This is a genomic window from Cyanobium sp. Alchichica 3B3-8F6, from assembly GCF_024346435.1.
Taxonomy (GTDB): domain Bacteria; phylum Cyanobacteriota; class Cyanobacteriia; order PCC-6307; family Cyanobiaceae; genus Cyanobium_A.
Genome location: NZ_JAGQCZ010000003.1, coordinates 15154 through 39633, shown reverse-complemented (window position 1 = coordinate 39633; position 24480 = coordinate 15154). Strand labels below are relative to the sequence as shown.

Annotated in this window: 25 protein-coding genes; 10 read left to right on the top strand and 15 right to left on the bottom strand. The window is 68.5% G+C overall.

All coding sequences use genetic code 11. The features are described 5' to 3' along the window. Positions 1–4 precede the first annotated feature (4 nt). The 4 genes from KBY65_RS03495 to tig all read right to left on the bottom strand — a co-directional run bounded on the left by KBY65_RS03495 (position 5) and on the right by tig (position 4273). Complete coding sequence (locus tag KBY65_RS03495) at positions 5–652, bottom strand: lecithin retinol acyltransferase family protein (RefSeq protein ID WP_255000542.1); 648 nt, start codon at positions 650–652, stop codon at positions 5–7. Positions 653–678: 26 nt separating this feature from the next. Beyond that, a complete protein-coding gene (gene clpX, locus KBY65_RS03490; RefSeq protein WP_255000541.1) occupies positions 679–2058 on the bottom strand; it encodes an ATP-dependent protease ATP-binding subunit ClpX in 1380 nt (459 codons plus the stop codon). A gap of 78 nt (positions 2059–2136) precedes the next feature. Then, on the bottom strand, positions 2137–2784 hold the full coding sequence (gene clpP / locus KBY65_RS03485; protein ID WP_255000540.1) for an ATP-dependent Clp endopeptidase proteolytic subunit ClpP: 648 nt from the start codon (positions 2782–2784) through the stop codon (positions 2137–2139). 58 nt (positions 2785–2842) lie between these two features. Further along, positions 2843–4273, bottom strand: a complete 1431-nt coding sequence (gene tig, locus KBY65_RS03480; RefSeq protein ID WP_255000539.1) for a trigger factor — start codon at positions 4271–4273, stop codon at positions 2843–2845. A gap of 216 nt (positions 4274–4489) precedes the next feature. On the opposite strand from tig, the gene KBY65_RS03475 reads away from it, so the two are divergent. The 3 genes from KBY65_RS03475 (at position 4490) to KBY65_RS03465 (ending at position 8561) form a co-directional block, all read left to right on the top strand. Beyond that, the gene (locus KBY65_RS03475) at positions 4490–5569 is read left to right on the top strand and encodes an aspartate-semialdehyde dehydrogenase (protein ID WP_255000538.1); all 1080 of its coding nucleotides are present in this window, start codon (positions 4490–4492) and stop codon (positions 5567–5569) included. After that, on the top strand, positions 5566–6471 hold the full coding sequence (gene dapA / locus KBY65_RS03470) for a 4-hydroxy-tetrahydrodipicolinate synthase (RefSeq protein ID WP_255000537.1): 906 nt from the start codon (positions 5566–5568) through the stop codon (positions 6469–6471). The genes KBY65_RS03475 and dapA overlap by 4 nt, the downstream gene beginning before the upstream one ends. 62 nt (positions 6472–6533) lie before the next feature. After that, positions 6534–8561, top strand: coding sequence for a ribonuclease J (locus KBY65_RS03465; protein ID WP_255000535.1), 2028 nt, complete (start codon positions 6534–6536; stop codon positions 8559–8561). A 19-nt stretch (positions 8562–8580) separates the two neighbouring features. Here the strand turns inward: KBY65_RS03465 and KBY65_RS03460 are convergent, their stop codons facing one another. Both KBY65_RS03460 and tilS read right to left on the bottom strand, forming a co-directional pair. After that, positions 8581–9198, bottom strand: a complete 618-nt coding sequence (locus KBY65_RS03460) for a hypothetical protein (RefSeq protein ID WP_255000534.1) — start codon at positions 9196–9198, stop codon at positions 8581–8583. Further along, positions 9195–10247, bottom strand: a complete 1053-nt coding sequence (tilS, locus tag KBY65_RS03455) for a tRNA lysidine(34) synthetase TilS (RefSeq protein ID WP_255000533.1) — start codon at positions 10245–10247, stop codon at positions 9195–9197. The genes KBY65_RS03460 and tilS overlap by 4 nt, the downstream gene beginning before the upstream one ends. Before the next feature lie 25 nt (positions 10248–10272). On the opposite strand from tilS, the gene KBY65_RS03450 reads away from it, so the two are divergent. Next, the gene (locus tag KBY65_RS03450) at positions 10273–11058 is read left to right on the top strand and encodes a DUF561 domain-containing protein (protein WP_255000532.1); all 786 of its coding nucleotides are present in this window, start codon (positions 10273–10275) and stop codon (positions 11056–11058) included. A gap of 16 nt (positions 11059–11074) precedes the next feature. After that, the gene (gene uvrB, locus KBY65_RS03445; protein ID WP_255000531.1) at positions 11075–13081 is read left to right on the top strand and encodes an excinuclease ABC subunit UvrB; all 2007 of its coding nucleotides are present in this window, start codon (positions 11075–11077) and stop codon (positions 13079–13081) included. On the opposite strand, the gene KBY65_RS03440 is transcribed toward uvrB, so the two are convergent. The 3 genes from KBY65_RS03440 to KBY65_RS03430 all read right to left on the bottom strand — a co-directional run bounded on the left by KBY65_RS03440 (position 13078) and on the right by KBY65_RS03430 (position 16723). Next, positions 13078–14895, bottom strand: a complete 1818-nt coding sequence (locus KBY65_RS03440) for an aspartate kinase (protein ID WP_094559010.1) — start codon at positions 14893–14895, stop codon at positions 13078–13080. The genes uvrB and KBY65_RS03440 overlap by 4 nt on opposite strands. Positions 14896–14969: 74 nt before the next feature. Beyond that, the gene (gene holA, locus KBY65_RS03435; RefSeq protein ID WP_094559011.1) at positions 14970–15950 is read right to left on the bottom strand and encodes a DNA polymerase III subunit delta; all 981 of its coding nucleotides are present in this window, start codon (positions 15948–15950) and stop codon (positions 14970–14972) included. 11 nt (positions 15951–15961) lie between these two features. Beyond that, positions 15962–16723 carry a PIN domain-containing protein gene (locus KBY65_RS03430; RefSeq protein WP_254988413.1) on the bottom strand — a complete coding sequence of 254 codons (762 nt, stop codon included), beginning with the start codon at positions 16721–16723 and terminating at the stop codon, positions 15962–15964. A gap of 115 nt (positions 16724–16838) precedes the next feature. Here KBY65_RS03430 and KBY65_RS03425 point away from each other — a divergent pair, with 115 nt between their 5' ends. Next, the gene (locus KBY65_RS03425) at positions 16839–17516 is read left to right on the top strand and encodes a precorrin-8X methylmutase (RefSeq protein WP_255000530.1); all 678 of its coding nucleotides are present in this window, start codon (positions 16839–16841) and stop codon (positions 17514–17516) included. On the opposite strand, the gene mutS is transcribed toward KBY65_RS03425, so the two are convergent. The 3 genes from mutS to KBY65_RS03410 form a co-directional block, all read right to left on the bottom strand. Beyond that, a complete protein-coding gene (gene mutS, locus KBY65_RS03420) occupies positions 17474–20122 on the bottom strand; it encodes a DNA mismatch repair protein MutS (RefSeq protein ID WP_255000633.1) in 2649 nt (882 codons plus the stop codon). The two genes, KBY65_RS03425 and mutS, sit on opposite strands and share 43 nt — an antisense overlap. 114 nt (positions 20123–20236) lie before the next feature. Further along, positions 20237–20626 (bottom strand): type II toxin-antitoxin system VapC family toxin, encoded by a 390-nt coding sequence (locus tag KBY65_RS03415; RefSeq protein WP_255000529.1) that lies wholly within the window; start codon positions 20624–20626, stop codon positions 20237–20239. Further along, positions 20619–20834: an AbrB/MazE/SpoVT family DNA-binding domain-containing protein gene (locus KBY65_RS03410; RefSeq protein ID WP_255000528.1), complete on the bottom strand. Its 216-nt coding sequence runs from the start codon at positions 20832–20834 to the stop codon at positions 20619–20621. The genes KBY65_RS03415 and KBY65_RS03410 overlap by 8 nt, the downstream gene beginning before the upstream one ends. 143 nt (positions 20835–20977) lie before the next feature. Here KBY65_RS03410 and psbZ point away from each other — a divergent pair, with 143 nt between their 5' ends. Both psbZ and ribH read left to right on the top strand, forming a co-directional pair. Beyond that, positions 20978–21166 carry a photosystem II reaction center protein PsbZ gene (gene psbZ / locus KBY65_RS03405; RefSeq protein WP_254927806.1) on the top strand — a complete coding sequence of 63 codons (189 nt, stop codon included), beginning with the start codon at positions 20978–20980 and terminating at the stop codon, positions 21164–21166. A 63-nt stretch (positions 21167–21229) separates the two neighbouring features. Then, positions 21230–21709: a 6,7-dimethyl-8-ribityllumazine synthase gene (ribH, locus tag KBY65_RS03400; protein ID WP_255000527.1), complete on the top strand. Its 480-nt coding sequence runs from the start codon at positions 21230–21232 to the stop codon at positions 21707–21709. A 113-nt stretch (positions 21710–21822) separates the two neighbouring features. On the opposite strand, the gene KBY65_RS03395 is transcribed toward ribH, so the two are convergent. Further along, positions 21823–22332: a GNAT family N-acetyltransferase gene (locus tag KBY65_RS03395; RefSeq protein ID WP_255000526.1), complete on the bottom strand. Its 510-nt coding sequence runs from the start codon at positions 22330–22332 to the stop codon at positions 21823–21825. Between the two features lie 29 nt (positions 22333–22361). Here KBY65_RS03395 and rfbA point away from each other — a divergent pair, with 29 nt between their 5' ends. Beyond that, positions 22362–23246: a glucose-1-phosphate thymidylyltransferase RfbA gene (gene rfbA / locus KBY65_RS03390; protein ID WP_255000525.1), complete on the top strand. Its 885-nt coding sequence runs from the start codon at positions 22362–22364 to the stop codon at positions 23244–23246. Next, entirely contained in the window at positions 23236–23856 is a 621-nt protein-coding gene (rfbC, locus tag KBY65_RS03385) for a dTDP-4-dehydrorhamnose 3,5-epimerase (RefSeq protein WP_255000524.1), read from the top strand. The genes rfbA and rfbC overlap by 11 nt, the downstream gene beginning before the upstream one ends. On the opposite strand, the gene KBY65_RS03380 is transcribed toward rfbC, so the two are convergent. Together KBY65_RS03380 and KBY65_RS03375 are read right to left on the bottom strand one after the other, a co-directional pair. Next, positions 23813–24247: a putative toxin-antitoxin system toxin component, PIN family gene (locus tag KBY65_RS03380; protein WP_255000523.1), complete on the bottom strand. Its 435-nt coding sequence runs from the start codon at positions 24245–24247 to the stop codon at positions 23813–23815. The two genes, rfbC and KBY65_RS03380, sit on opposite strands and share 44 nt — an antisense overlap. Next, a complete protein-coding gene (locus tag KBY65_RS03375) occupies positions 24244–24468 on the bottom strand; it encodes an AbrB/MazE/SpoVT family DNA-binding domain-containing protein (protein WP_255000522.1) in 225 nt (74 codons plus the stop codon). The genes KBY65_RS03380 and KBY65_RS03375 overlap by 4 nt, the downstream gene beginning before the upstream one ends. Positions 24469–24480: the final 12 nt, after the last annotated feature.

Sequence of the window (24480 nt, the reverse complement as noted above, 5' to 3'; positions counted from 1 at the left end):
GAGGTTACTGGTCCTGTCCCGGTTCGAACTGACGCCGCAGCCGCTCTTCCAGCTCCTCCACCTCCGTGAGCCGGTCGGCCAGGTTCTGGGCGGCCAGCTGCAGGCTTTCGAAGCGATCCTGGCCCCAGCGCGCCTCGGCCCGGCTCAGCTCCTCCTCCAGCTTCTGCTGCAGGCTCAGGCGCAGCTGGTCGAGTTGGGCCAGGCTGCGGCGGGCCAGCTCCTTGCCCTGCTCGAATTGGATGTTCTGGCGCAGCAGCAGCCGGGCGCCGGTGAGCACAGCAGCTGGCATCCATTGGCCGAGGGCCAGGGCCCCGAGGCTGCCGGTGCGCAGCCAGTCTTCGACCTGGGCGCTGCGGTGGCGGCCGGTTTTGCACCAGTGGGCGAAGTGCTCGCAGTTGTTGAACAGCAGGTTGTAGTTCTGCTCGCCCAGCCGGCCCATGGCCCGCCGCAGGGTCACTCCGGCTGGCGAGCAGGTGCCTGCGGCGTAGGGCACCGCCGCCATCGGTTCGCCGCGGCTGAACTCAGCCACCGGGCTGCGCAGAATTTCGCGGCCCTCCAGGTAGTGGGCCACGCTGCCGTCGCCCAGGTCGATGCCGTGGTGCAGGAACAGGCCGTGCTGGCGCGGCACCTGCAGGTGGTCGGCGGCGGACATCGGTGCAGGGGCAGCGGGGCCCGGCCTCAGGCGCTGGCCTGTTGGGCTTCGTCGAGGTTGCCGGCGCTCAGCGGCACCACCTTGCCCTTGCTGCGCTGCTCCACCAGCTCCCGGGTCACGGTGAAGGCCTTGACATCCTTGCGGGAGGGCAGGTCGTACATCAGATCGAGCATCAGCTCCTCCACGATGCCCCGCAGGGCCCGGGCGCCGGTCTTGCGGCGGTGGGCCTCGATGGCGATGGCTTCGACGGCCCCCGGTTCGAACTCCAGTTCGACGTTGTCCATGCTCAGCAGCGTCTGGAACTGCTTGACCAGGGCGTCGCGCGGTTCAGTGAGGATGGCCTCCAGGGCGGGCGTGTCGAGGGGTTCGAGCACCGCGCTCACCGGCAGGCGCCCGATGAATTCGGGAATCAGGCCGTAGCGCACCAGGTCTTCGGGTTCGAGGTGGCGCAACACCTCGGCCGCATGGCGATCCTTGCCGCTGCGGGGCCGGCTGCTGCCATCGGCGTTGAGGAAGCCGATGGCGTTGCGGCCCATCCGCTTCTGCACCACATCTTCGAGGCCCACAAAGGCGCCGCCGCAGATGAACAGGATCTGGCTGGTGTCGATCTGGATGCAGTCTTGATAGGGATGCTTGCGTCCACCCTGGGGCGGCACGTTGGCCACGGTGCCCTCCAGCATCTTCAGCAGCGCCTGCTGCACCCCCTCGCCGGACACATCGCGGGTGATCGAGGGGTTTTCGCTCTTGCGGGCGATCTTGTCGATCTCGTCGATGTAGATGATGCCGCGCTGGGCCTGCTCCACATCCAGATCGGCCTTCTGCAGCAGGCGCAGCAGGATGTTTTCCACGTCTTCGCCGACGTAGCCCGCCTCGGTGAGGGTGGTGGCGTCGGCCACCGCAAAGGGCACGTCGAGCATGTCGGCCAGGGTTTGGGCCAGCAGGGTCTTGCCGCAGCCGGTGGGGCCGATCAGCAGGATGTTGCTCTTGTGCAGGCGCGTGGCGGTCTGGTCGGTTTCACCCTTGCCATCGCCTTGCCAGGCCAGGCGCTTGTAGTGGTTGTACACCGCCACGGACAGGTTCTTCTTGGCTTCTTCCTGACCCACCACCTGGCGGTCGAGGAAGGCCTTGATCTCCTGGGGCTTGGGCACCTCTGCCAGGGTGGGGGCAGGCTTGGAGGTTTTCTTGGTAGGCGCCTTGCTGCGGCTGGTGTCCGGGGTATGGCGCCCGCCACTGCCACTGCCACCGCTGCTGCCCTGGCCGTCCACCAGTTCCTCATCCAGGATCTCGTTGCAGAGATCGATGCATTCATCGCAGATGTAAACGCCTGGACCAGCGATCAGCTTGCGCACCTGTTCCTGCGATTTGCCGCAGAACGAGCACTTCAGGTGGGCGTCGAACTTGGCCATTCGGGGCGACGACGGGCGGGCAGAGGGCCTGGATCCAGGATCGACGGGAAATGACGGTTCGTCAGCCGAACTTAAGGATCAAACCGGGCTCGAGTCAGTCACCACCCGGTCGATCAGGCCGTATTCAACCGCTTCCGCCGGCGAAAGGAAGTAGTCGCGGTCGGTGTCTTCGGTGATCTTCTCGAGCGGTTGGCCGGTGTGTTCAGCCATCAGGCCGTTGAGGGTGTCTTTGAGGAACAGGATTTCCTTGGCCTGGATTTCGATGTCGACGGCCTGGCCCTGGGCGCCGCCGAGGGGCTGGTGAATCATGATCCGGGCGTTGGGCAGGGCGAGCCGCTTGCCCTTGGTGCCCCCCGAGAGCAGGAAGGCGCCCATCGAGGCCGCCAGGCCGTAGCAGATGGTCACCACGTCGGGAGCCACCTGCTGCATGGTGTCGTAAATGGCCAGGCCGGCCGTCACCGAGCCCCCGGGCGAATTCACGTAGATCTGGATGTCCTTTTCCGGATCTTCGGCTTCAAGAAACAGCAGCTGGGCCACCAGGGAGTCGGCCACCTGGTCGTCGATGCCGGTGCCCAGGAAGATGATCCGCTCGCGCAGCAGGCGCGAGTAGATGTCGAAGGCACGGTCGCCTTTGCCCGACTGCTCCACCACCGTGGGCAGCACCCCGGGGGAGCCGCTGGGGCTCCAGCTGCTGTGGATGGGATGGCGGATGGTGGCGTCGATCACGCGCGGGGGAGGGCTCGTGGTTGCAATCTATGGGCTTTGACCCGGCACCGGGCCCGGATCAGGCGTCGGTGGTCGCGGCGGCCTTGCTTTCGGCCTTGGTTGCTTTCGCTTTGGCTTTCGCCTTGGGCTTGGCCTGATCACCGCTCATCGGAGCGTCCTCGGGAGCTTTTTCGGTGATGGTGCTGTTGGCTTCCAGCCACTCCAGCAGCTTGTCGCGCAGCAGGTCGTCGGCCACGGCCAGGCGCAGCTGTTCGGGATCGATGTTGCCCTGCTGGCTGAGGCCGCGGCTGATTTCCTTCACCTTGGTTTCCAGCTCCTGGGCTTCCACCTCGATCTTTTCGGCGGTGGCCAGGGCCTTGAGGGCCAGGCTGCGGCGCAGACGCTCCTCGGCCTCGGGGCGGGAGGTGTCCATCAGGCTGCGCACCAGGTCGGGGGTGAACAGCTTTTTGACGTCCATCCCCTGCTGGGCGATCTGGCCGGCGGTCTGCTCCACCAGGTTGCGGATTTCCTGCTGCACCAGGGTTTCGGGCAGCTCCACCTCGAGCTCTTCCACCAGGGCGGCGAGCAGGGCGTCGTGACGGCTGGCCTTGGCCCGGCGCTCGGCGTCGTCCTTGAGACGGGTTTCCAGATCGGCGCGCAGCTCCGCCAGGGTGGCCTTGTCGCTGGCCTGCTGGGCGAAGGCGTCGTCGAGGGCGGGCAGCTCCCGGCTCTTGAGGTCTTTGAGGCTGATCTCGAAGCGGGCCGCTCGACCGGCGGCGTCCTCCTGGGGGTAGCTCTCGGGGAACTGGCAGTCGATGGTTTTGCTGTCGCCCACCGCCATGCCGATCACGCCCTCAACGAAGCCCGGGATCATGCGGCCCTCCTCCAGCTCCACCTCCATGGCATCGCTGCTACCGCCGCTGATCGCCTCGTTGGTGTCGGTGTAAACGCCGCTGAAGCTGAGCACCGCCACATCGCCGCTGGCGGCGGGGCGGCCCTCCACCGGCACCAGGGTGGCGAGCTGCTTGCGCGATTGCTCGATCAACTCGTCCACGCGGGCGGGGTCGTAGGCAATCGCTTCGGCCTCGGCCTTGAGCCCCTTGGTGGCCTTGAGGCTGGGGGTGGGCTCGACGTCGAGCTCCAGGGTGATCGTGAGCGCGCTGCCGGGTTCGAAGCGCTCCAGCACGGCCTCAAAGCCCTCGCTCAGCTCCGGCCGGCCGATGGCCGCCACCGGCTCCTGCTCTAGGGCGTCGCGGAAGGCGGCATCCACCAGGTCTTCCAGGGCGGTGGCCCGGATGCGCAGGGGGCCGATCTGCTGCAGCAACACCGGGCGGGGCACCTTGCCCTTGCGGAAGCCGGGCAGCTTGATGCTGCGGCTCAGCTTCTCTACGGCCGCGTCGTAGCTGGCCTGGCTGCGGCCGCCGGGGATGGCCACCTCCAGGGCCACGCGGCTGCCCGGGCGGGGGGTGGCCTTGACGGTCAGCGTGGCGGTGGCGGCGGCAGAGCTCATGGAAAACAGTTGCAGCCTTTCATCTTAGAAACTGACCGTTCCGAGCTCTGAACGCGTATTGTTCGATCGGCGCACGACGAAGGCGATAGCTTCCCAATCAGCAAAGCTGCGGTCTGGATGCAGACCCGTTCTTTGCGGCAGCTTCTTGCCCCCGGCACGGGTCCGTTTCAGCCCGTTCCGCTTCCGCCATCAGCTTTTGATTCCATTCCCGCTCCCTTGACCGCCGCCCAGACCGCCCCTTCCCCCACCCCCATTTCCCTTCCCAACCGACCCCTGCGGGTGGCGGTATTAGGCGCCACTGGCGCGGTGGGTCAGGAGCTGCTGGAGTTGCTCGACGAGCGGCAGTTCCCCGTGGCGGAGCTGATCCCCTTGGCGTCGCCCCGCTCCGCGGGCCAGAGCCTGCACTGGCGCGACCAGGCGCTCACGATTCAGCCCGTGGAGGCCTCGGCCTTTGACGGGGTGGATGTGGTGCTGGCCTCCGCCGGTGGCTCGGTGTCGAAGCAGTGGGCCCCGGTGGCGGCGAGCGCCGGCGCCGTGGTGATCGACAACTCCAGTGCCTTCCGCATGGATCCTGAGGTGCCGCTAGTGGTGCCCGAGGTGAATCCGGAGGCTGCCTTCGGCCATCGCGGCATCATCGCCAACCCCAACTGCACCACGATCCTGCTCACCCTGGCCCTGGCTCCCCTGGCGGCCAAGCGGGCGATCCGTCGCGTGGTGGTGAGCACGTATCAGAGCGCCAGCGGGGCCGGGGCCCGCGCCATGGAGGAGCTGCGCAACCTCAGCCGCACGGTGCTCGACGGGGGCGAACCGGTGAGTGAGGTGCTGCCCCACTCGCTGGCCTTCAACCTGTTTCTGCACAACTCGCCGCTGCAGCCCAACGGCTACTGCGAGGAGGAGCTCAAGATGGTTAACGAGACCCGCAAGATCATGGGCACGCCCGAGCTGCGGCTCTCGGCCACCTGTGTGCGGGTGCCGGTGCTGCGGGCCCACTCGGAAGCCGTCAACATCGAGTTTCACGAGCCCTTCACGGTGGATGAGGCCCGCGCCCTGCTGGCGGTGGCGCCCGGCGTGGAGCTGCTGGAAAACTTCGAAGCCAACCGCTTCCCCATGCCCACCGACGTGACCGGTCGGGATCCGGTGGCCGTGGGCCGCATCCGCCAGGACCTCAGCGAACCCAACGCCCTGGAGCTGTGGCTCTGCGGTGATCAGATCCGCAAGGGTGCGGCCCTCAACGCCATCCAGATCGCCGAACTGCTGATCCAGGGCCCGACAGCCACGCCAGGAGGTGCCGCTTGAGCCACGCCTCTGGGTCGTCCGCGCCATTTGGGCGCGTGCTGACGGCGATGGTGACGCCGTTTGCCGCCGATGGTTCGGTGGATCTGGCGCTCACGGCCCGGTTGGCCGAGCACCTGGTGAGCCAGGGGTCCGATGGCTTGGTGGTGTGCGGCACCACCGGCGAGTCGCCCACCCTCAGCTGGGCTGAGCAGCATGCCTTGTTTGCGGCGGTGAAGGGTGCCGTGGGCGGCCGCGCCAAGCTGATTGCCGGCAGCGGCAGCAACTGCACCGCCGAGGCGGTGGAAGCCACCCGGGAGGCGGCGGCCCTAGGTGCCGACGGCGCCCTGGTGGTGGTGCCCTATTACAACAAGCCCCCCCAGGACGGCTTGGAAGCCCATTTCCGCGCCGTGGCCGCGGCAGCTCCCGAGCTGCCGTTGATGCTCTACAACATCCCGGGCCGCACCGGCACCAGCCTGGAGCCGGCCACCGTGGCCCGGCTGCTCGACTGCCCCAACGTGGTGAGCTTCAAGGCCGCCAGCGGCACCACCGAAGAGGTGAGTGCCCTGCGGGCCCTCTGCGGCGACCGCCTTGCCATCTACAGCGGCGACGACGCCCTCACCCTGCCGATGCTGGCGGTGGGGGCCGCGGGCGTGGTGAGTGTGGCCAGCCATCTGGCTGGGCCTCAGATCAGCGCCATGATCCGCGCCTTCCTCGCCGGCGATCTGGCCGAGGCCCTTGCCCTGCATGAGCAGCTGTTGCCCCTCTGCAAGGCGCTGTTCTGCACCACCAATCCCATCCCCGTCAAAGCCGCCCTGGAGCTCTGTGGCTGGCCGGTGGGTGCCCCCCGTCTTCCATTGCTTTCTGCCACCGCCGACGTGCGACAACGCCTCTCTGAAACCCTGGCCGCCCTGCGTCCTACCTGACGCCAAGGCTTGAGACCAGTTCCGTTCCGATTGTTTCCATTCCCCAAATCGTTTTTGTTTGTATGACCCATTCCAACGGCGCCAACCCATCCGGTATCAAGAAGCCGGCCCTGCGGGTGATCCCCCTCGGCGGCCTGCATGAGATCGGCAAGAACACCTGCGTGTTCGAGTACGGCGACGACATCATGCTGGTGGATGCCGGCCTGGCCTTCCCCAGCGATGGCATGCATGGCGTCAACGTGGTGATGCCGGACACCAGTTATCTGAAGGAAAACCAGAAGCGCATCCGCGGCATGATCGTGACCCACGGTCACGAAGATCACATCGGTGGCATTGCCCACCACCTCAAGAACTTCAACATCCCTGTGATTCACGGCCCGCGTCTGGCGCTGGCCATGCTCACCGGCAAGATGGAGGAGGCCGGTGTGATGGACCGCACCATCCTGCAAACCGTCGCCCCCCGCGATGTGGTGAAGGTGGGCCAGCACTTCTCGGTGGAGTTCATCCGCAACACCCACTCGATGGCTGACAGCTTCTCGCTGGCCATCACCAGCCCTGTGGGCACAGTGATTTTCACCGGCGACTTCAAGTTTGACCACACGCCGGTGGATGGCGAAACCTTCGACATGGCCCGCCTGGCCCACTACGGCGACCAGGGCGTGCTGTGCCTGTTCAGCGACTCCACCAACGCTGAGGTGCCGGGCTTCTGCCCCCCCGAGCGCTCGGTGTTCCCAGCGCTGGATCGTCACATCGCCCAGGCGGAAGGCCGGGTGATCATCACCACCTTCGCCAGCTCGATTCACCGGGTGTCGATGATCCTGGAGCTGGCCCTCAAGAACGGCCGCAAGGTGGGTCTGCTGGGCCGCTCCATGCTCAACGTGATCGCCAAGGCGCGCGAGTTGGGCTACATGCGCGCCCCCGACGATCTGTTTGTGCCGATCAAGCAGATCCGTGATCTGCCCGACCGCGAAACCCTGTTGCTGATGACCGGCAGTCAGGGTGAGCCCCTCGCCGCCCTGAGCCGCATTTCCCGCGGTGAGCATCCCCAGGTGCAGGTGAAGAGCTCCGACACGATCATCTTCTCGGCCAGCCCGATCCCCGGCAACACCATCTCGGTGGTGAACACTATCGACCGGCTGATGATGCTCGGCGCCAAGGTGGTGTACGGCAAGGGCGAAGGCATCCACGTGTCTGGCCACGGCTTCCAGGAAGACCAGAAGTTGATGCTGGCCCTCACCAAGCCCAAATACTTCGTGCCGGTGCACGGGGAGCACCGCATGTTGGTGGCCCATAGCAAAACCGCCCAATCGATGGGCGTGCCGGCCGACAACATCCTGATCATCGACAACGGTGATGTGGTGAAGCTCAGCCCCGATTCGATCAGCAAGGGCGATCCGGTGAAGGCCGGCATCGAGCTGCTCGATGCCTCCCGCAACGGCATCGTCGATGCGCGGGTGCTGAAGGAGCGACAGCAGTTGGCGGAAGACGGCGTGATCACCCTGCTGGCGGTGATCAGCACCGATGGGGTGATGGCCGCGCCGCCGCGGGTGAACATCCGCGGTGTGGTGACCACGGCCGATGCCCGCAAGCTCTCGATGTGGGCCGAGCGGGAAATCGGCTGGGTGCTCGAGAACCGTTGGAACCAGCTCTGCCGCAACACCGGCGGCAAGGCCCCCGATGTGGATTGGGTGGGTGTGCAGCGCGAGGTGGAGGTGGGCCTGCAGCGCCGCCTGCGCCGGGAGCTGCAGGTGGAGCCCCTGATCATCTGCCTGGTGCAGCCCGCTCCCGCCGGCACACCGGCCTACAAAGGCCGGGCCGATGCCGAGCCCGATAGCCGTCCGGCTCCCCGGGGTCGGGGTGGCCGCGATGGCGGCCGTGATGGAGGCGGCCGTGGCCGCGACGGGGCAGCTCCGGCACCCCAGCGTCAGCTTGCTGCCGTTGGCGCCCCGGCTGCCGCCGCGTCTGCCGCGCCTGCAGCTGCCCCCGCGGCGGCCACGGCTGTGGCTGTGAAAACACCGGCACCAGCCGAGCTCGAGCCCGCACCCGCCGGCCGCACCCGCCGTCGCCGCTCTGCCGCAGCCGTGGGCTGAGGCCCCGGTTCAGGCGGTCTCAGCGGATCACCACCCGCAACAGCCCCTTGGAGAGCTCGGCCATCTCCTCGGGGCTGAGCTTGTTGATCGGCTCGGCCGGGAGCTCCTGAACGGCAGCTGGCAGCTCCTGGCTGACGGCCACTTCGATCAGCTCGGGTTCTTCGATCACCTCCACTGCCAGCTGCGGCAGCTCCACCGCGAGCTCGGGCAGCGTTGATGGGGCTGCCGGATCAATGCCACCCAGTTGCTCCATCCAGGGCATGGCAGGCAGGGCGACGGGCCTCGCTTCTGCTGGGGCCGGCTCGGGTGTCGGCGGTGGGGTCACCGTTTGGCTGCTGCACTGCTGGAGTCCCAGGGTGGCGATCTCCACAAGCACCGGCTCCTGGGTGGCGGCCTGCACCCGGCTGTAGAAGCCGGATGCCGTAACGGCGTCTTGGTAGCCATACAGGTAGGTGTGACCGAGCAGCAGCTGCAGGCGCTGGCGCAGGGGATGGCCGGGGTCGTCGGGTAGCTCCAGCAGCAGTTCTTCGCTCCGCCGGGCCACGTCGTCCCACCGGCGTTCGCTGTACACCCGCTCAATCGCCTCGTAGCGCTGCTGCAGAGGGTCTGGTGTGGCGGCCATGGAGGCGGCGGTCATGGCGGCGGCTGTGGGGCAGGAGGGTCGAGCCACAGTGTGAAGCGATCCCAGCGCAGCTGCCAACCCGCGCCCAGATGGGCGCCGCCTGGAGCCTGGCCGGATTGCAGCCGCTGCCGCAGGTCCTCCAGCGGGCGGGCCGCCAGCACCTGCCCGGTGTGGCGCTCGAGCCAGCGGTGCAGCAGCTGGCGCTGGTTGGCGGGCGCCAGGGCCACCAGCAGCCGGCGTTGCAGGGCTGGCGTGGCTTGCGAGGCGCTGGTGCTGCCGAGGGCTTGCAGGGCCAGGTCCACCAGTTCGCCGCCACAGTCCACTTCGTCCACCAGCCGCTCGGCCTGGGCGCTGATGCGCACTGCGGCGCCGGGATGCAGGGCTTCCAGCACGGGCAGCACCTCGGCTCGGACGCGGTTGCGGCTGTAGCGGCGGTCGTTGTTGCACGGGTCGTGCAACAAGGGCAGATCCAGTTGCCCGCAGAGGCGGCCCGTGTCGGCGCGGGAGAAGGGCAGCAGGGGCCGGGCCAGCAGCAGCGGGCTCGGGCCGGAGGTGAGGGGGCGCAGGCTGCGCAGGCTGGCCAGGCCGCGGCGGTGGCTGCCGCGGGCCAGGTGCAGCAGCAGGGTTTCGGCCCGGTCGCTGGCGGTGTGGGCTGTCACCACATGGCTGGCCCCCAGCTCCCGGGCCCGGGCCTCCAGCTGGCTGTAGCGCCAGGCGCGGGCGCCGGCCTCACTGCGCTGATCTGTGGTGTTGGGCGCTGCGGGCGGTTGCTCCCAGCGATCGATGTGGAGGGTCAGCCCCTGGGCGGCGGTCCAGGCGGCCAGCTCGGCAGCTTGGCGGCCGGATTCGGGGCGCCAGCGGTGATCGCCGTGCCACAGCAGCAAGCGCCAGTGGTGCAGCCGCTGCAGGTCGTGCAGCAGGGCCAGCATTGCCATGGAATCCTGGCCGCCGGACACCGCCAGCAGCAGCGTGGCCCCTTCCGGCAGCAGCTCCGGGTGGCGCCGCAGGTGGCGGTGCAGGCGCAGGTGGTCGGGGCTCCAGCGTGGACCGGATGGGAGAATCACCCCACTATTCCAATGGTTGTGTCCCATGGTTGCGAAGTCGCGTCTCGATCAGCTGCCCAGCGCGCTGCAGGCCGCGTTGACCGAGCGTCGCCTGCTCAAGGTGATCGCCGGCCTCACCAACTTCGATGCCGCCGCCGTGGAGCGCATCAGCCAGGCGGCCGGCCAGGGCGGCGCCGACCTGATTGATGTGGCCTGTGATCCGGCGCTGGTGCGCCGCGCCGCCGAAGCCAGCCAGCTGCCGATCTGCGTCAGCGCCGTGGAGCCTGAGCTGTTCCCCGCCGCTGTGGCCGCCGGCGCCGCCATGGTGGAGATCGGCAACTACGACGCGTTCTACCCCCAGGGCCGGATCTTCGACGCCGCCGAGGTGCTGGAGCTCACCCGCCGCACCCGCGCGCTGCTGCCCCAGGTGGTGCTGAGCGTCACCGTGCCCCACGTGCTGCCCCTGGATCAGCAGGAGCAGCTGGCGGTGGATCTGGTGGCTGCCGGCGCCGACATCATTCAGACCGAGGGCGGCACCAGCGCCAAGCCCTTCAGCGCTGGCACCCTCGGCCTGATTGAGAAGGCAGCCCCCACCCTGGCGGCGGCCCATGCGATCAGCCGTGCCCTGCTCGCGGCCGGTTGCGAGGCTCCCGTGCTCTGCGCCTCCGGCCTGTCGGCTGTCACCCTGCCGCTAGCGATTGCCGCCGGCGCCGCCGGGGTGGGCGTGGGCTCGGCCGTCAACCGGCTGGCGGATCCGCTGGCGATGGTGGCGGTGGTGCGCAGCCTGCGGGAAGCCCTGGCAGCGCTGATCACCGCAGCTCCGGTGGCTTGACCCCGACAATGGGGGCATGGTTCCGTTCCAACTCCACGCCCCCTACAGCCCCAAGGGCGACCAGCCCACCGCCATCGCTGGGCTGGTTCAGGGCGTTGATGGCGGCGAGCGCTACCAGACCCTGCTGGGGGCCACCGGTACGGGCAAGACGTTCACGATCGCCAATGTGATCGCCCAAACCGGGCGTCCGGCGCTGGTGCTAGCCCACAACAAGACCCTGGCGGCCCAGCTCTGCAATGAGTTGCGGGAGTTTTTCCCGCACAACGCCGTTGAGTACTTCATCAGCTACTACGATTACTACCAGCCGGAGGCGTATGTGCCTGTCTCCGACACCTACATCGCCAAAACAGCGTCGATTAACGAAGAGATCGACATGCTGCGCCACTCGGCGACGCGCTCGTTGTTTGAGCGCAAGGATGTGATCGTGGTGGCCTCGATCAGCTGCATCTACGGCCTGGGGATTCCCTCGGAATACCTCAAGGCGGCCGTGAAATTCCAGGTGGGCGAAACGCTCAATCTGCGCGGCTCCCTGCGGGAGCTGGTGAACAACCAGTATTCCCGCAACGACCTGGAGATTTCGCGCGGCCGTTTCCGGGTGCGGGGCGATGTGCTGGAGATCGGCCCGGCCTACGAAGACCGCCTTGTGCGGGTTGAGCTGTTTGGCGATGAGGTGGAGGCGATCCGCTACGTGGATCCCACCACCGGCGAGATCCTGCAGAGCCTGGAGAGTATCAACATCTACCCGGCCAAGCACTTCGTGACCCCCAAGGAGCGGCTGGCCGAGGCGATCCAGGCGATTCGTACCGAAATGCGGGAACGGCTGGATGTGCTCAACGGCCAGGGCCGGCTGCTGGAGGCCCAGCGGCTGGAGCAGCGCACCACCTACGACCTGGAGATGCTCGAGCAGGTGGGCTACTGCAACGGCGTCGAGAACTACGCCCGCCACCTGGCGCGGCGGGAAGCGGGCACGCCGCCGGAGTGCCTGATCGACTACTTCCCCGACGACTGGTTGCTGGTGGTCGATGAGAGCCACGTCACCTGCTCCCAGCTGCAGGCCATGTACAACGGCGACCAGGCGCGCAAGCAGGTGCTGATCGAGCACGGCTTCCGCCTGCCCAGCGCCGCCGACAACCGGCCGCTCAAGGGTTCGGAGTTTTGGGAGAAGGCGAAGCAGACCATCTTTGTGAGCGCCACCCCCGGCAATTGGGAACTCGAGCAGAGCCATGGCCAGGTGGTGGAGCAGGTGATCCGCCCCACCGGTGTGCTCGATCCGATCGTGGAGGTGCGCCCCACCGAGGGGCAGGTGGACGACCTGCTGGGCGAGATCCGCACGCGGGCCGACAAGCAGGAGCGGGTGCTGGTGACGACGCTCACCAAGCGCATGGCCGAAGACCTCACCGACTACCTGGCTGAGAACGGTGTGCGGGTGCGCTACCTGCACTCGGAGATCCACTCGCTTGAGCGGATCGAGATCATTCAGGATTTGCGCAATGGTGAATACGACGTGCTGGTGGGCGTGAACCTGCTGCGCGAAGGCCTGGATCTGCCGGAGGTGTCGCTGGTGGCGATCCTCGATGCCGATAAGGAAGGCTTCCTGCGGGCTGAGCGCTCTTTGATTCAGACCATCGGCCGTGCGGCGCGCCACATCGAGGGGGTGGCGCTGCTCTACGCCGACAACCTCACCGATTCGATGGCCAAGGCCATCTCAGAAACGGAGCGTCGCCGTGCCATTCAGCACGCCTACAACGAGAAGCACGGCATTACGCCCAGCCCTGCCGGCAAGCGGGCCGGCAATTCGATCCTGGCCTTCCTGGAGGTGTCGCGCCGGCTAAACGACGACCAACTGGAGCAGGCCACCGAGCAGGCCGAGCACAACGAGGTGCCCCTCGATGCCCTGCCGGAGCTGATTCAGCAGCTCGAAGACAAAATGAAGACCGCCGCCAAGAGCCTGGAGTTTGAGGAGGCCGCCAACCTGCGCGACAAGATCAAGACCCTGCGCCAGAAGCTGGTGGGCAAGGCCTAAACGGCGGCTTCGGTGCCTTCGGCCCGGTGGCTGATCGCGCCACCCAGGCCAAAGGCGGCGTGCACGGCCTGCAGGGCCCGCACGCCGTCGGCTTCGGCCACCACGCAGCTGGTGCGGATTTCGCTGGTGGCGATCAGCTCGATGTTGATGCCGGCATCGGCCAGGCAGCGGAACATGCGGGCGGCGGTGCCGGGGGTGCAGGGCATGCCGGCACCGACGGCGCTGACGCGGGCGATGGCGGGCCCCTGCTCGAAGTGGGCGCCAGGCCACTGGCGCAGCAGGGGGGCCAGGGTCTGCTCGGCCCGGGCCAGATCGTCGCGCTTGAGCACGAAGCTCATGTCCCTGCTAGGGCCGTCATGGGTGCGCTCCGATTGGACGATCGCGTCGAGGCTGATGCCGGCATCGGCCAGGGTGCGGCACACGGCCGCGGCAGTGCCGGGACGATCCGGCAGGCGCTGCACCGCCACCTGGGCCTGGTCGCGGTCGAGGGCGACACCGCGCACGGCCGGATCGCCCAGATGGCAGAGGCCGGGATCGTGGCGCAGGTGCTGCTCCGGCAGCTCGAAGGCCTCGGCGGCGGCCCGCAGGGCCTTGGCAGCCTGGTGGCCGGCCACCAGCACGCTCACCTTCACCTCGCTGGTGGCGATCAGGCGCAGGTTGATGCCGGCGCGGGCCAGGGTGTCAAACAGGCGGGCGGCGACGCCCGGCCGGCCCATGATGCCGGCGCCGGAAATGCTGAGCTTGGCCAGGCCGGCTTCGGCGCTGAGCTGGGCGCCGCCATCGCCAAGCGCCGCCCCCATCCCGGCCAGCACCTCGCGGCACACCAGCTGGGCCCGGTCGCTCTCGGCGGCCGCCAGGGTGAAGGCGATGTCGTTGGAAGCCCCTTCGTGGGTGGCCTGCACGATCAGGTCGACGTTGAGGCCGGCCGCGCCCAGGGCTTCGAACAGCTGGGCAGCCACCCCGGGCCGGTCGGGCACATGGGAGAGGGCCAGAACGGCCTGGTCGGTGTCGAGCTCGGCGCCATCCACCGGCTTGCCCAGCTCCAGCCCCTCGTGGCCAATCGGCCGGGCTGTGCCGCTGGTAAGCAGGGTGCCGGGCTCCTCGTTCCAGCTGGAGCGCACCACCAGGGGCACGCCGTAGTTGCGGGCGATCTCCACCGCCCGCGGATGCAACACGGACGCTCCCAGGCTGGCCAGCTCGAGCATCTCGTCGCAGGTGACGGTGGCCATCAGCTGGGCATCGGCCACCTTGCGGGGGTCGGTGGTGAGCACACCGGGCACATCGGTGTAGATCTCGCAGGCGTCGGCCCCGAGCGCTGCGGCCAGGGCCACCGCCGAGGTGTCGGAGCCGCCGCGGCCCAGGGTGGTGATCTCGGGGGTGCCGCCGGCGCCGCTGCTGGTGCCCTGGAAGCCCGCCACCACCACCACCTGGCCTTCGGCCAGCAGGCGCTGCAGCCGTTCGGTGCGGATCTCGAGGATGCGGGCACGGCCGTGGGCCGACTCGGTGACGATCCCCGCCTGGGTGCCGGTCATCGACACCGCTGGCACGCCCTCGGCATGGAGCGCCATCGAGAGCAGGGCGATCGACACCTGCTCGCCCGTGGCCAGCAGCATGTCCATCTCCCGCTGGGGCGGATGGGCGCTGATCGCCCGGGCCAGGCCCGTGAGCTGGTCGGTGGTGTGGCCCATCGCCGACACCACGATCACCAGCTCATGGCCGTCTTCGCGGCAGCGGGCGACGCGGCGGGCCACCGCCTGGATCCGCTCCACATCGGCCACCGAGGTGCCACCAAATTTCTGAACCAGCAGGGCCATGGCGGGGGCGACGGTGGTGGGGGTCTGGGACAGAAGGGTTGATTATCCGTCCTGGTCTGTGGTGGGGGTTGGGCTTAGGAGCTGAGCAGGAAACCGTCGCGAAAGGCGTCGCCGGCTTCGGTGCCGCGTTTGAGGGCGGCTTCGACATCGAGGAGCTGGCTGAGCAGGCGCAGGAAGACGGCGGGCTGGCGGCCGCGGATCTGTTTGCGCATCACGTAGATGCGTTTGGGGTTGCCAATGCCGGCGGCCTTGGCGATCACGGCCACGTCCTGCTCGCCGGCCCGCTCCAGCAGCGTCACCCAGAGCCAGCCGCGGATCTGACTGGTGAGGGCGGCCACGATGCGCAGGGCCGGTTCGTTGGCCTCCAGCAGGGCATCCAGCCGGGCGATGGCCTCGGCCGGCTGGCCCGCCAACAGCGCATCGCCCACCGCCAGGGCGCTGGTGCTCTGGCCGCCCACCAGGGCCTGCACGGCGGCCAGAGAGATCGGCGCGCCCGGTGTCGCGTAAAGGCTCAGCTTTTCGAGCTCACTGGCCAGGCGGGCGCTGTCGCTGCCCACGGCGTCAGCCAGGGCTTCGGCTGCGGCCGGCTCCAGCTTCAGCCCCAGCTCCTGGGCGGTGCGGCTCACCAGCTCCACCTGGCCGGCGCCGTCCCAGATGGCCGGCAGGGCAAAGCTCTGCTCGCTGGCCTCGCCGGCCTTCACCAGCTTCTGCAGGGCCTTGGTGGTGCGCAGGCGGGCGTCGGGTTTGCCGGGGCTGACCAGCAGCAGGTGGCAGCTGTCGGCCACCTGGGCCAGGGCCGCCTCAAAGCCTTCCGCCAGCTCGGCCGGGCACTGGCTGCAGAACGGGCTGCGCTGCAGCAGCACCACCCGGGCCCCGGCGCCGAAGGGGGGCGTGCGGGCTTCCTCCAGCGCCTGGGCCGCCTGGGCGCTGTCGTTGCCATCGAGGCGGCTCAGGTTGAGGCTGGCCCAGCTGGGATCGAGCTGCTCCTGCACCAGCGCCTCCACGGCACGGTTGCGGGCCGCCTCGTCGTCGCCCCAGAACAGGTGAATGGGCATGGGGTGGGGGCTCAGAGGCGCAGGGCGCTGAGCACGGGGTGCTGGCCAGTTTGGGCCAGGGCGGGATGGTCGGTGACCAGCACCGTCGCATCGGTGTGGATGGCGGTGGCCAGTTCGATGGCGGCGCTGTCATCGAGCTGGGGCTCCTGGCGGCGCAAGCGCACGGCCGCTGCCGCAATGGCTGCATCGGCGGGCACCAGCTGCCAGTGCTGGGGGTTGTCAAACGCCTTGGCGTAGCGCTGGGCCAGGGCCTCGTCGCCTTGGGCCAGGGGCCCCTCGAGCACCCGGATCAGGCTCACGGCGCTCACGACCCCGATCCAGTAGCCCGCGGCGATGCCCTGCATCAGGGGTTGGAGATGCTTGCCGGCGTTCTTGGCATCTGCCAGGAACGCCACCAGGGCCGTGCCATCGAGGGCGATTCGCGAGCCCTGGGCCAGCAGCCGCGGATTGAAGGTGCGTTGCCCTGGAGCCTGAGGGCCGAGGTTTTGAACCGGCTGAACGAAGGCCGGTGGCGGTGGCGCCGGCCGCGCCGGGTGGCGCTGGTTGGGGTCCCAGCAGCCGCGGCCGCTGCCCTGCAGGGCCATCAGGCTCTGCACCTGCTGCTGGCGCCTGCGGGGATCGGTGGGTGCTCGCCCCGCCAGCGGCACCAGGGCGGCCATGGGGGTGCGATGCCGCTGGATGACGAAGCGCTCGCCGGCGGCGGCCCGCTCCAGCAGTTCCGGGAGCCGGCGGCGAGCCTCCTCCACGCCCAGGGTTGTGTCGGGGTTGGTCACGGTGCTGCGGCGGGGTCGCCGCCGGGTGTGTGCCTAATTCTGTACAGGCTGTACAGAATTTAGGAGCGCTCGCGCCCACAGGGCACAACCTGGGCTGAGTTTGCTGCCGTTGTTCATGCCCTCAGAAGGCGAGCAGGCGTTTGAGCAGGCCTTTGATCACCCGATCTTTCGCGAGAGCCTGCGGCTGATTTGGGAGCTGCCGGGGGTGGCGGCGGCCCTGGCTCCACTGACGCCCTTGCAGCAGGACGTGCTGTTGCGGCTGATCCACAGCAGCGGCGACCCGAGCCTGGTGGCCGAGCTGCGTTGGTCGCTGGGGGCTTGTGAGGCGGGGCTAGCAGCCTTGGCCGCCGGGGCGCCGATCCTTACCGACACGGCGATGGCGGCGGCGGCGGTGGCGCCAATGGCGCGGCGCACCTTCGGCCATCCGGTGCGCAGCGTGCTCGATTGGGCGCCGGATCAGGCGCCGGCGGGCTCCACGCGCACAGCGGCGGGCATGGCCGCGGCCCTGGCGGAGCTTCAGCAGCCCGCGGTGGTGCTGATCGGCAGCGCGCCCACAGCTCTGGAGGTGTTGCTGGCACAGGGTGCAAAGCCGGCCCTGGTGATCGGCATGCCGGTGGGGTTTGTGGGGGTGGCGGAGAGCAAGCGTCACCTGGCTGCGAGTGGCCTGGCGCACATCCGGCTCGAGGGCTCCAAGGGCGGAGCCGGACTGGTGGCCGCGGCCTGCAACGCCCTGCTGCGGGCGGCCTGGCTTCAGGCGGCGAGCGCGCCGTCTGCCCCGCCGGCTTCCTCCTGATCCACGCGCACGACGCTGTTGGCTTCGATGCGGCCCAGCACCTGGCGGGCGCGCAGCACCACCGCGGCGGGCACACCGGCCAGGCGGGCGGCCTCGATGCCGTAGCTGCGGCTGGCGCCGCCGGGGGCCACCTGATGCAGGAACAGCAGGGCGTCGCCGGTTTCCTGCACCAGCACCTGGGCATTGGCGACGTTGGGCAGCAGCTCCGCCAGCGCGTTGAGCTCGTGGTAATGGGTGGCGAAGATGCTGCGGGCGCCGAGGCCGCCGCGCTCGGGCGGGGTGGCCAGGTGTTCGGCCACGGCCCAGGCGATCGAGAGACCGTCGAAGGTGGCGGTGCCGCGGCCGATCTCGTCGAGCAGCACCAGCGAGCGTGGCGTGGCGTGGTGAAGGATGTTGGCGGTTTCGGCCATCTCCACCATGAAGGTTGACTGGCCGGCCGCCAGGTCGTCGCCGGCGCCGACGCGGGTGAAGATGCGGTCGGCGATGCCGAGGCGGGCCGATTTGGCGGGGATCCAGCTGCCCATCTGGGCCATCAGCTGCAGCAGGCCGGTCTGGCGCAGGTAGCAGCTTTTGCCGCTGGCGTTGGGGCCGGTGAGGATGATCAGGTCGGGGGTGGCCCCAAGGCGGATGCTGTTGGCGGTGAAGGGCTCCTCCACCAGCAACTGCTCCACCACCGGGTGGCGGCCGGCCTCGATGTGGAGCAGGCGGGCTTCGGGGCCGCTGGGGTCGGTGATCTCGGGGCAGCAGTAGCCGCTGGTGGCGGCCACCTCCGCCAGCGATGCGATCGCATCGAGCTCGGCCACCAGCCGGGCGGCGTGGCGGATGGCGGCGGCCTGCTCGCCCACCTGGGCCCGCAGGGCGCAGAACAGCTCGTATTCGCGCTGGGCGGCGCGGGCCTTGAGCTGCTGGATGGCGCCCTCGCGGTGGCGCAGGGCCGGGGTGACGAAGCGCTCCTCGTTGGCCAGGGTTTGGCGGCGGATCCAGTGCTGGGGTACCGCTGCCGCCTTGGCCTTGGACACCGCCAGGAAGTAGCCGAAGGTGCGGTGGTACTGGAGTTTGAGGGTGCTGACGCCGCTGAGCCGGCGCTCTTCGGCCTCCTGCTGGGTTAGCCAGGCGTCCTGGTCGTCGAGCTGGTTGCGCAGCTCGTCGAGGCTGGGGTCGACGCCGTCGTGGATCAGGCCGCCTTCAGTGAGCGATAGGGGTGGGGTGTCGAGCAGGGTGTGGCGCAGCGCGGCGGCCAGGGTGTCGAGCTCGGGCCAGGGGCGGGCCAGGGCCTGTAGCGGGGCGCTGGTGGCCTGGGCGAGCTGGGCCGCTAGCTGGGGCAGGCGCTCCAGACCATCGGCCAGGGCCACCAGATCACGGGCCGAGGCGCTGCCGGCGCCGGCTCGGCCGGCCAGGCGCTCCAGGTCGCCCATGGGGCGCAGCAGCCGGCGGATCGCCAGCCGCAGGCTGCGCTGCTCCACCAGCTCGCTGACGCCCCCCTGGCGCTCCAGGATCGCGGCGCGTTCCACCAGCGGCGCCTGCAGCCAGCGGCGCAGGCAGCGGCCGCCCATGGCGGTGTGGGTGCGATCCAGCGCCCACAGCAGGGAGCCCTGCAGCTGGCCGCCCAGCTGGGTTTTGGTGAGCTCCAGGTTGCGGCGGGTGGCGGCATCGAGCACCAGCTGGTCGCCGGTGTGCCAGGTGGTGGGGGGATCCAGGGGCACCTGCTGCTCCTGCAGGGTGCTGTCGAGGTAGGCCACCAGGCCGCCGGCCGCCCGCAGCGCCAGCGGCAGCTCGCCCAGCCCCAGGCCCGCGAGGCTGGCCAGGCTGAAGCGTTGCTTGAGGGTGGTGCTGGCTTCCAGCGCTTCAAAGGGGGTGCGGGGCAGGGGCGTGAGCCGCAGCGCGTCGGGGCACCAGGCGGGGCTGGTGGCGTCTGAGCTGGCGGCAGCGGGCCAGAGCACCTCGGCGGCTTCCACCTGCAGCAGCTCCTGGTGCAGGGCGTCGCTGCCTTCGCGCTCGGTGACCCGGAATTCGCCCGTGCTGACATCGGCCACCGCCAGACCCCAGCGGGCGGCTGAGCTGCCGGCGCCCTCCAGCACCACGGCGCACAGCCAGTTGTTGCGGCGGGCCGCCAGCAGGCCTTCCTCGAGCACGGTGCCGGGGGTGAGCACCCGGGTGATGCCGCGCTTGAGCAGTTCGCCCTTGGCGGGGGTGGTTTCGAGCTGGTCGCACAGGGCCACGCACAGGCCGCGGCGCACCAGTTCGCCGCAGTAGCGCTCGGCGGCATGGTGGGGGATGCCCGCCATCGGCACCCGGCCGATGCCCTTGCCGCCCTCCTTGCCGGTGAGGGTGAGCTCCAGCAGGCGCGAGAGGGTGATGGCGTCTTCGAAGAAGCACTCGAAGAAGTCGCCGAGTCGGTAGAGCAGCACCCGGTCGGGGTGGGCGCGCTTGAGCTCCACGTAGTGGCGCAGCATCGGCGTGAGCTGCTCCGGTTCCACCAGGCCGTGGTGGTGCCAGGCGGGTAGGTCGGTGTTGCTATCGGGAGGAGCTGCCGGCGCAGCTTCTGGGGCCGGCTGGCGCTGGCGGGGGCGGGGCCGCGCTGAGCCTGTGGGGGGCTGCTCGGGCAGACCGAGGGCGGCGGCGAGCGAAAGCTGCTGGTCGGCTTCCGCGGCCACGGCGACGGGGTTGCTCAGGGGGAGCTGATGGTAGGTGCGCTGGCCCGATCAGCTCTGCCGGACTATTCAGCTTGTTTTGAGAATGAACTCCACGTCGGGAATTCCCTCGAAGTCGGCGTCCTGGGTGAGCAAGGTGGCCTGGTGGGCCCAGGCGGTGGCCAGCATCACGCTGTCAGCGGGCGGCAGCTTCCATTGCAGACCCAGTTGGGCTGCCTGCAGAGCCAGCGCGGCATCCAGGGCAATTTCTGTGCCCTGACGCATCAGGGCGATCGCCTGAATGGCTGGCCCCTCGCCGTGGCCACGCAGCATCCAGCGATACACCTCCAACACACTCAGGCTTGGCACCACCAGGCCCTTCGGCTGCTCGATGGCCGGGGCGAAAAAGCTGGCATTCGGGCCATCGGTGAAATATTCGATCCAGCCTGATGAATCCACCAGCCAGAGGGTTTCAGCCATGGCCGAGCTGGCGATCCAGGTCGCGGTCGAAGCTGTTCGGTCCGGCCACGAAGCCCCGCAGTGAGCCAGGTGCTGCCAGGGGCACCAGCTCGATTCGGCCTGGAAGCGGCACCACCTGGAGCTTCTGCCCCGCCTTCAGGCCCATCTGCTCGCGCACGCCGCGGGGGATGACCAACTGAAACTTCGGCGACATCGTGGTGACATCCATGGCCTATCGATCACGCTTGCGTACAACGTAGCCCTGATCGATCTTCTTGGGGGCTGGCATCGAGTTGTGAAGCAACGGTGCTGGAGGCCTGGGCCTGCGTGTGAGAATCCCCCAACTGACCGGCACAGCGCCGCTGCTGATCCATGCAGATCCTCAACACCCTCACCGTTCTGGCCCTGGTGGTGCTGTCGTTCGCCCTGATCGTGGCGGTGCCGGTGCTCTACGCCAGCAGTGAGGATTCGGGCCGCTCCAACCGCTTGATCCTGCTGGGCGGCATCGCCTGGGTGGCTCTGGTGCTGCTCAACTGGGGCGTGAGCTTCTTTGTCGTCTGAGCAGGGTGGTCTAAATATGTTCAGTCCGCCTGCGTAGCCTGAAGGCATTCGCATCCCCATCCAGTGGCCAGCTTCGAGGGCACGTTCACCGGTGCCAGTGGTCTCCGCATCGCCATTGTGGTGGCGCGGTTCAACGATCTGGTAACTGGCAAGCTGTTGAGCGGCTGTCTGGATTGCCTGACCCGGCACGGGATTGATACCGGCGCCACCAGCTCCCAGCTCGACATTGCCTGGGTGCCCGGCAGCTTTGAGATCCCCTTGGTGGCCCAGCGCCTGGCGGCCAGTGGTCGTTACCAGGTGGTGATCACCCTGGGGGCCGTGATCCGCGGCGACACCCCCCACTTCGACGTGGTGGTGGCGGAGGTGAGCAAGGGTGTGGCGGCCGTGAGCCGCGCCACCGGCGTGCCGGTGATCTTCGGCGTGCTCACCACCGACACGCTGCAGCAAGCCCTGGAGCGGGCCGGCATCAAGAGCAACCTGGGCTGGAACTACGGCCTGCAGGCGCTGGAGATGGGCAGTCTGATGACCGAGTTGCCCGGCTGACCGCGCCAGGCTGCAGGGCGCCTTGGAGGGGTGGCCGGGAACCTGGGACGGGTTTTGTGGGCTCTCCGGAATTTTGTACAGCCTGTACAGAATTTTTGACAGCGTGATTTCAGTCAGCTTGGAGTGTCGCTGAGCCCTGAAGTTTCGCGGAATCCAGGAGGTTGGGCTGCCCCTGGTTTCACCAGCAGGGCCTGGGGGGCGGCGTCAACAAAGCCCAGCTGCTCGTAGAAGCCGGCGCTGTTGGTGGTCATCAGATAAATGCGCTCGACGCCGCGCAGGGCGGGTGCGGCCAGCAGGGCCTCCACCACCCGGCGGCCGAGACCCTGGCCGTGCAGATCTCCCGCCACCACCACATCCCAGAGCACGGCGCGATAGATCCCATCGCTGCTGGCCCGACCGAAGCCCACCAGGCGCTTGCCCTGCCACAGGCTCACCACCACGGTGCTGCCGGCAAGCAGCCGGCGCAGATCCGCAACGCTGCGCCCCTGGGCCCAAAAGGCGTGCTTGTTGAACAGGCGCTGCAGCTTCCACAGGCCCCGGGTGGGGCGCAGGCCCGGCCCCAGGCCAAACCAGCGCAGGCCCGGAGCACCCGGGGCGTGGATCAGGAGCCGCAGTGCTGCCATGGCAACATCTTCCCAGCGGAGTGTGCTCCATGAGCCGCAAGGGCATCATCCTGGCCGGCGGCACGGGCACCCGGTTGCATCCGATCACCCAGGCGGTGAGCAAGCAGCTGCTGCCGGTGTACGACAAGCCGATGATCTATTACCCGCTCAGCACGTTGATGCTGGCGGGGATTCGGGAGGTGCTGATCATCAGCACGCCGCAGGACCAGCCTTCTTTTCAGCGGCTGTTGGGCGATGGCTCGGCCTGGGGCATGACGATCGCCTACGCCGTGCAGCCCAGCCCCGATGGCCTGGGCCAGGCGTTTCTGATCGGCGCTGAGTTTCTCAATGGGGCACCAGCAGCCCTGGTGCTGGGCGACAATCTCTTTCACGGCCACGACCTGATTCCCCAGCTGCAGGCGAGCAACGGCGGCGGCGCGGGCGCCACGGTGTTTGCCTATCCGGTGCGGGATCCGGAGCGCTACGGCGTGGTGGAGTTTGCGCCGGATGGGCGGGTGCTGAGCCTGGAGGAAAAACCCAGCAAGCCCAAGTCGCGCTATGCAGTGACCGGCCTCTACTTCTATGACGGCTCGGTGGTGGAGCGGGCCCGCCAGATTCAGCCCTCTGCTCGCGGCGAGCTGGAGATCACGGATCTCAACCGGATGTATCTCGAGGACGGATTGCTGCAGGTGGAGCTGATGGGCCGGGGCATGGCCTGGCTCGATACCGGCACCTGCGATTCGCTGCACGAGGCCGGCAGTTACATCCGCACCTTGGAGCACCGTCAGGGGTTGAAGGTGGGCTGCCCTGAGGAGGTGGCCTGGCGACTGGGCTGGATCAGCGCCGACCAGCTCGCCGCTCTGGCCGCCCCGCTGCGCAAGAGCGGCTATGGCGACTATCTGCTGCAACTGGTTGAGAGCCCCCATGCAGGCTGAATGCCTCACCACGGCGTCCGGCGTCACCCTCGAGGGGCCCCTGCTGCTCACCCCACGGGTGTTTGGCGATCCGCGGGGCTTCTTCTTTGAAAGCTGGAACCAGCAGGCCTTCAACGCCGCTGCGGGCGACACCGCCTTCGTGCAGGACAACCATTCGCGCTCCAGCCGCGGCGTGTTGCGGGGCCTGCACTACCAGTTGCCGCCCCATCCTCAGGGGAAGCTGGTGCGTTGTGTGGTGGGGGAGATCTTTGATGTGGCGGTGGACATTCGCCGCGGTTCGCCCACCTTTGGCCAGTGGGTGGGGGCGGTGCTCAGCGCCGAGAACCACCAGCAGCTCTGGGTGCCGGCGGGCTTTGCCCACGGCTTCCTCACCCTCAGCGAGCAGGCCGAGGTGCTCTACAAGACCACCGATTTCTGGAATCGCGACTGCGAGCGCGCGCTGCGTTGGGACGATCCGGATCTGGCGATTACCTGGCCAGTGGAGGCTTTAGCGGGGCGGCTGCCGCAGCTCTCCGAGAAGGATGCCGCGGCGCCGTTGCTGGGGGAGCTGGCCAACGGTGACCTGTTCAGCTGGAACCAGCCAGCCATGTCTGGAAGTCGGCTGGGCTGAGGATCAACAGCGGAATCACCGACTCCTCAAGGGCCAGCAAGTCGGCATCGCCACTCACCAGCACAGGGGTGGCTGCAGCCAGAGCCAGATCAAGGAAGACCTGATCATGGGGATCTCGCACGCGGTGGGAGCTTGTGGGGATCGGACCCGTCCAGCTTGTACACCACGGCAGCAGATCTTCCAGTAGGCGCTCTCGATCTGCTGGTTTCAGTTTGAATTTGGGATAGGCCAACACCCGCAACAGCTCTCGCACCGTGGGTTCAGCCACAACAGGAATCAACGCGCCGCGCTGCCAGCAAGGCCGCAACCAACTGAGCTGGCCATTGGCGAACAACAGCGCTGAAAGCAACACGTTGGTGTCGAGCACTGCTCGGATCGGATCACGTCTCACGCCTGCCGGGCCCAGTTCACGGCATCGGTCACATCGGCTTCGCTGATCCCGAGCTCCGCCAGACGGGCACGCACCGCTGTGGCTCCACCGGGGTGGAGCGGCGTGAGCACGATGCGGCCGTTGTCGTAGGTGACGTCGTAGTAGTCGGCCAGACCCGCTTGTTCGACCACCGTTTTGGGCAAGGTGAGCTGGTTTTTGCTGGTGCGCTTGGCAACAACCATGGCTCTGCCCTG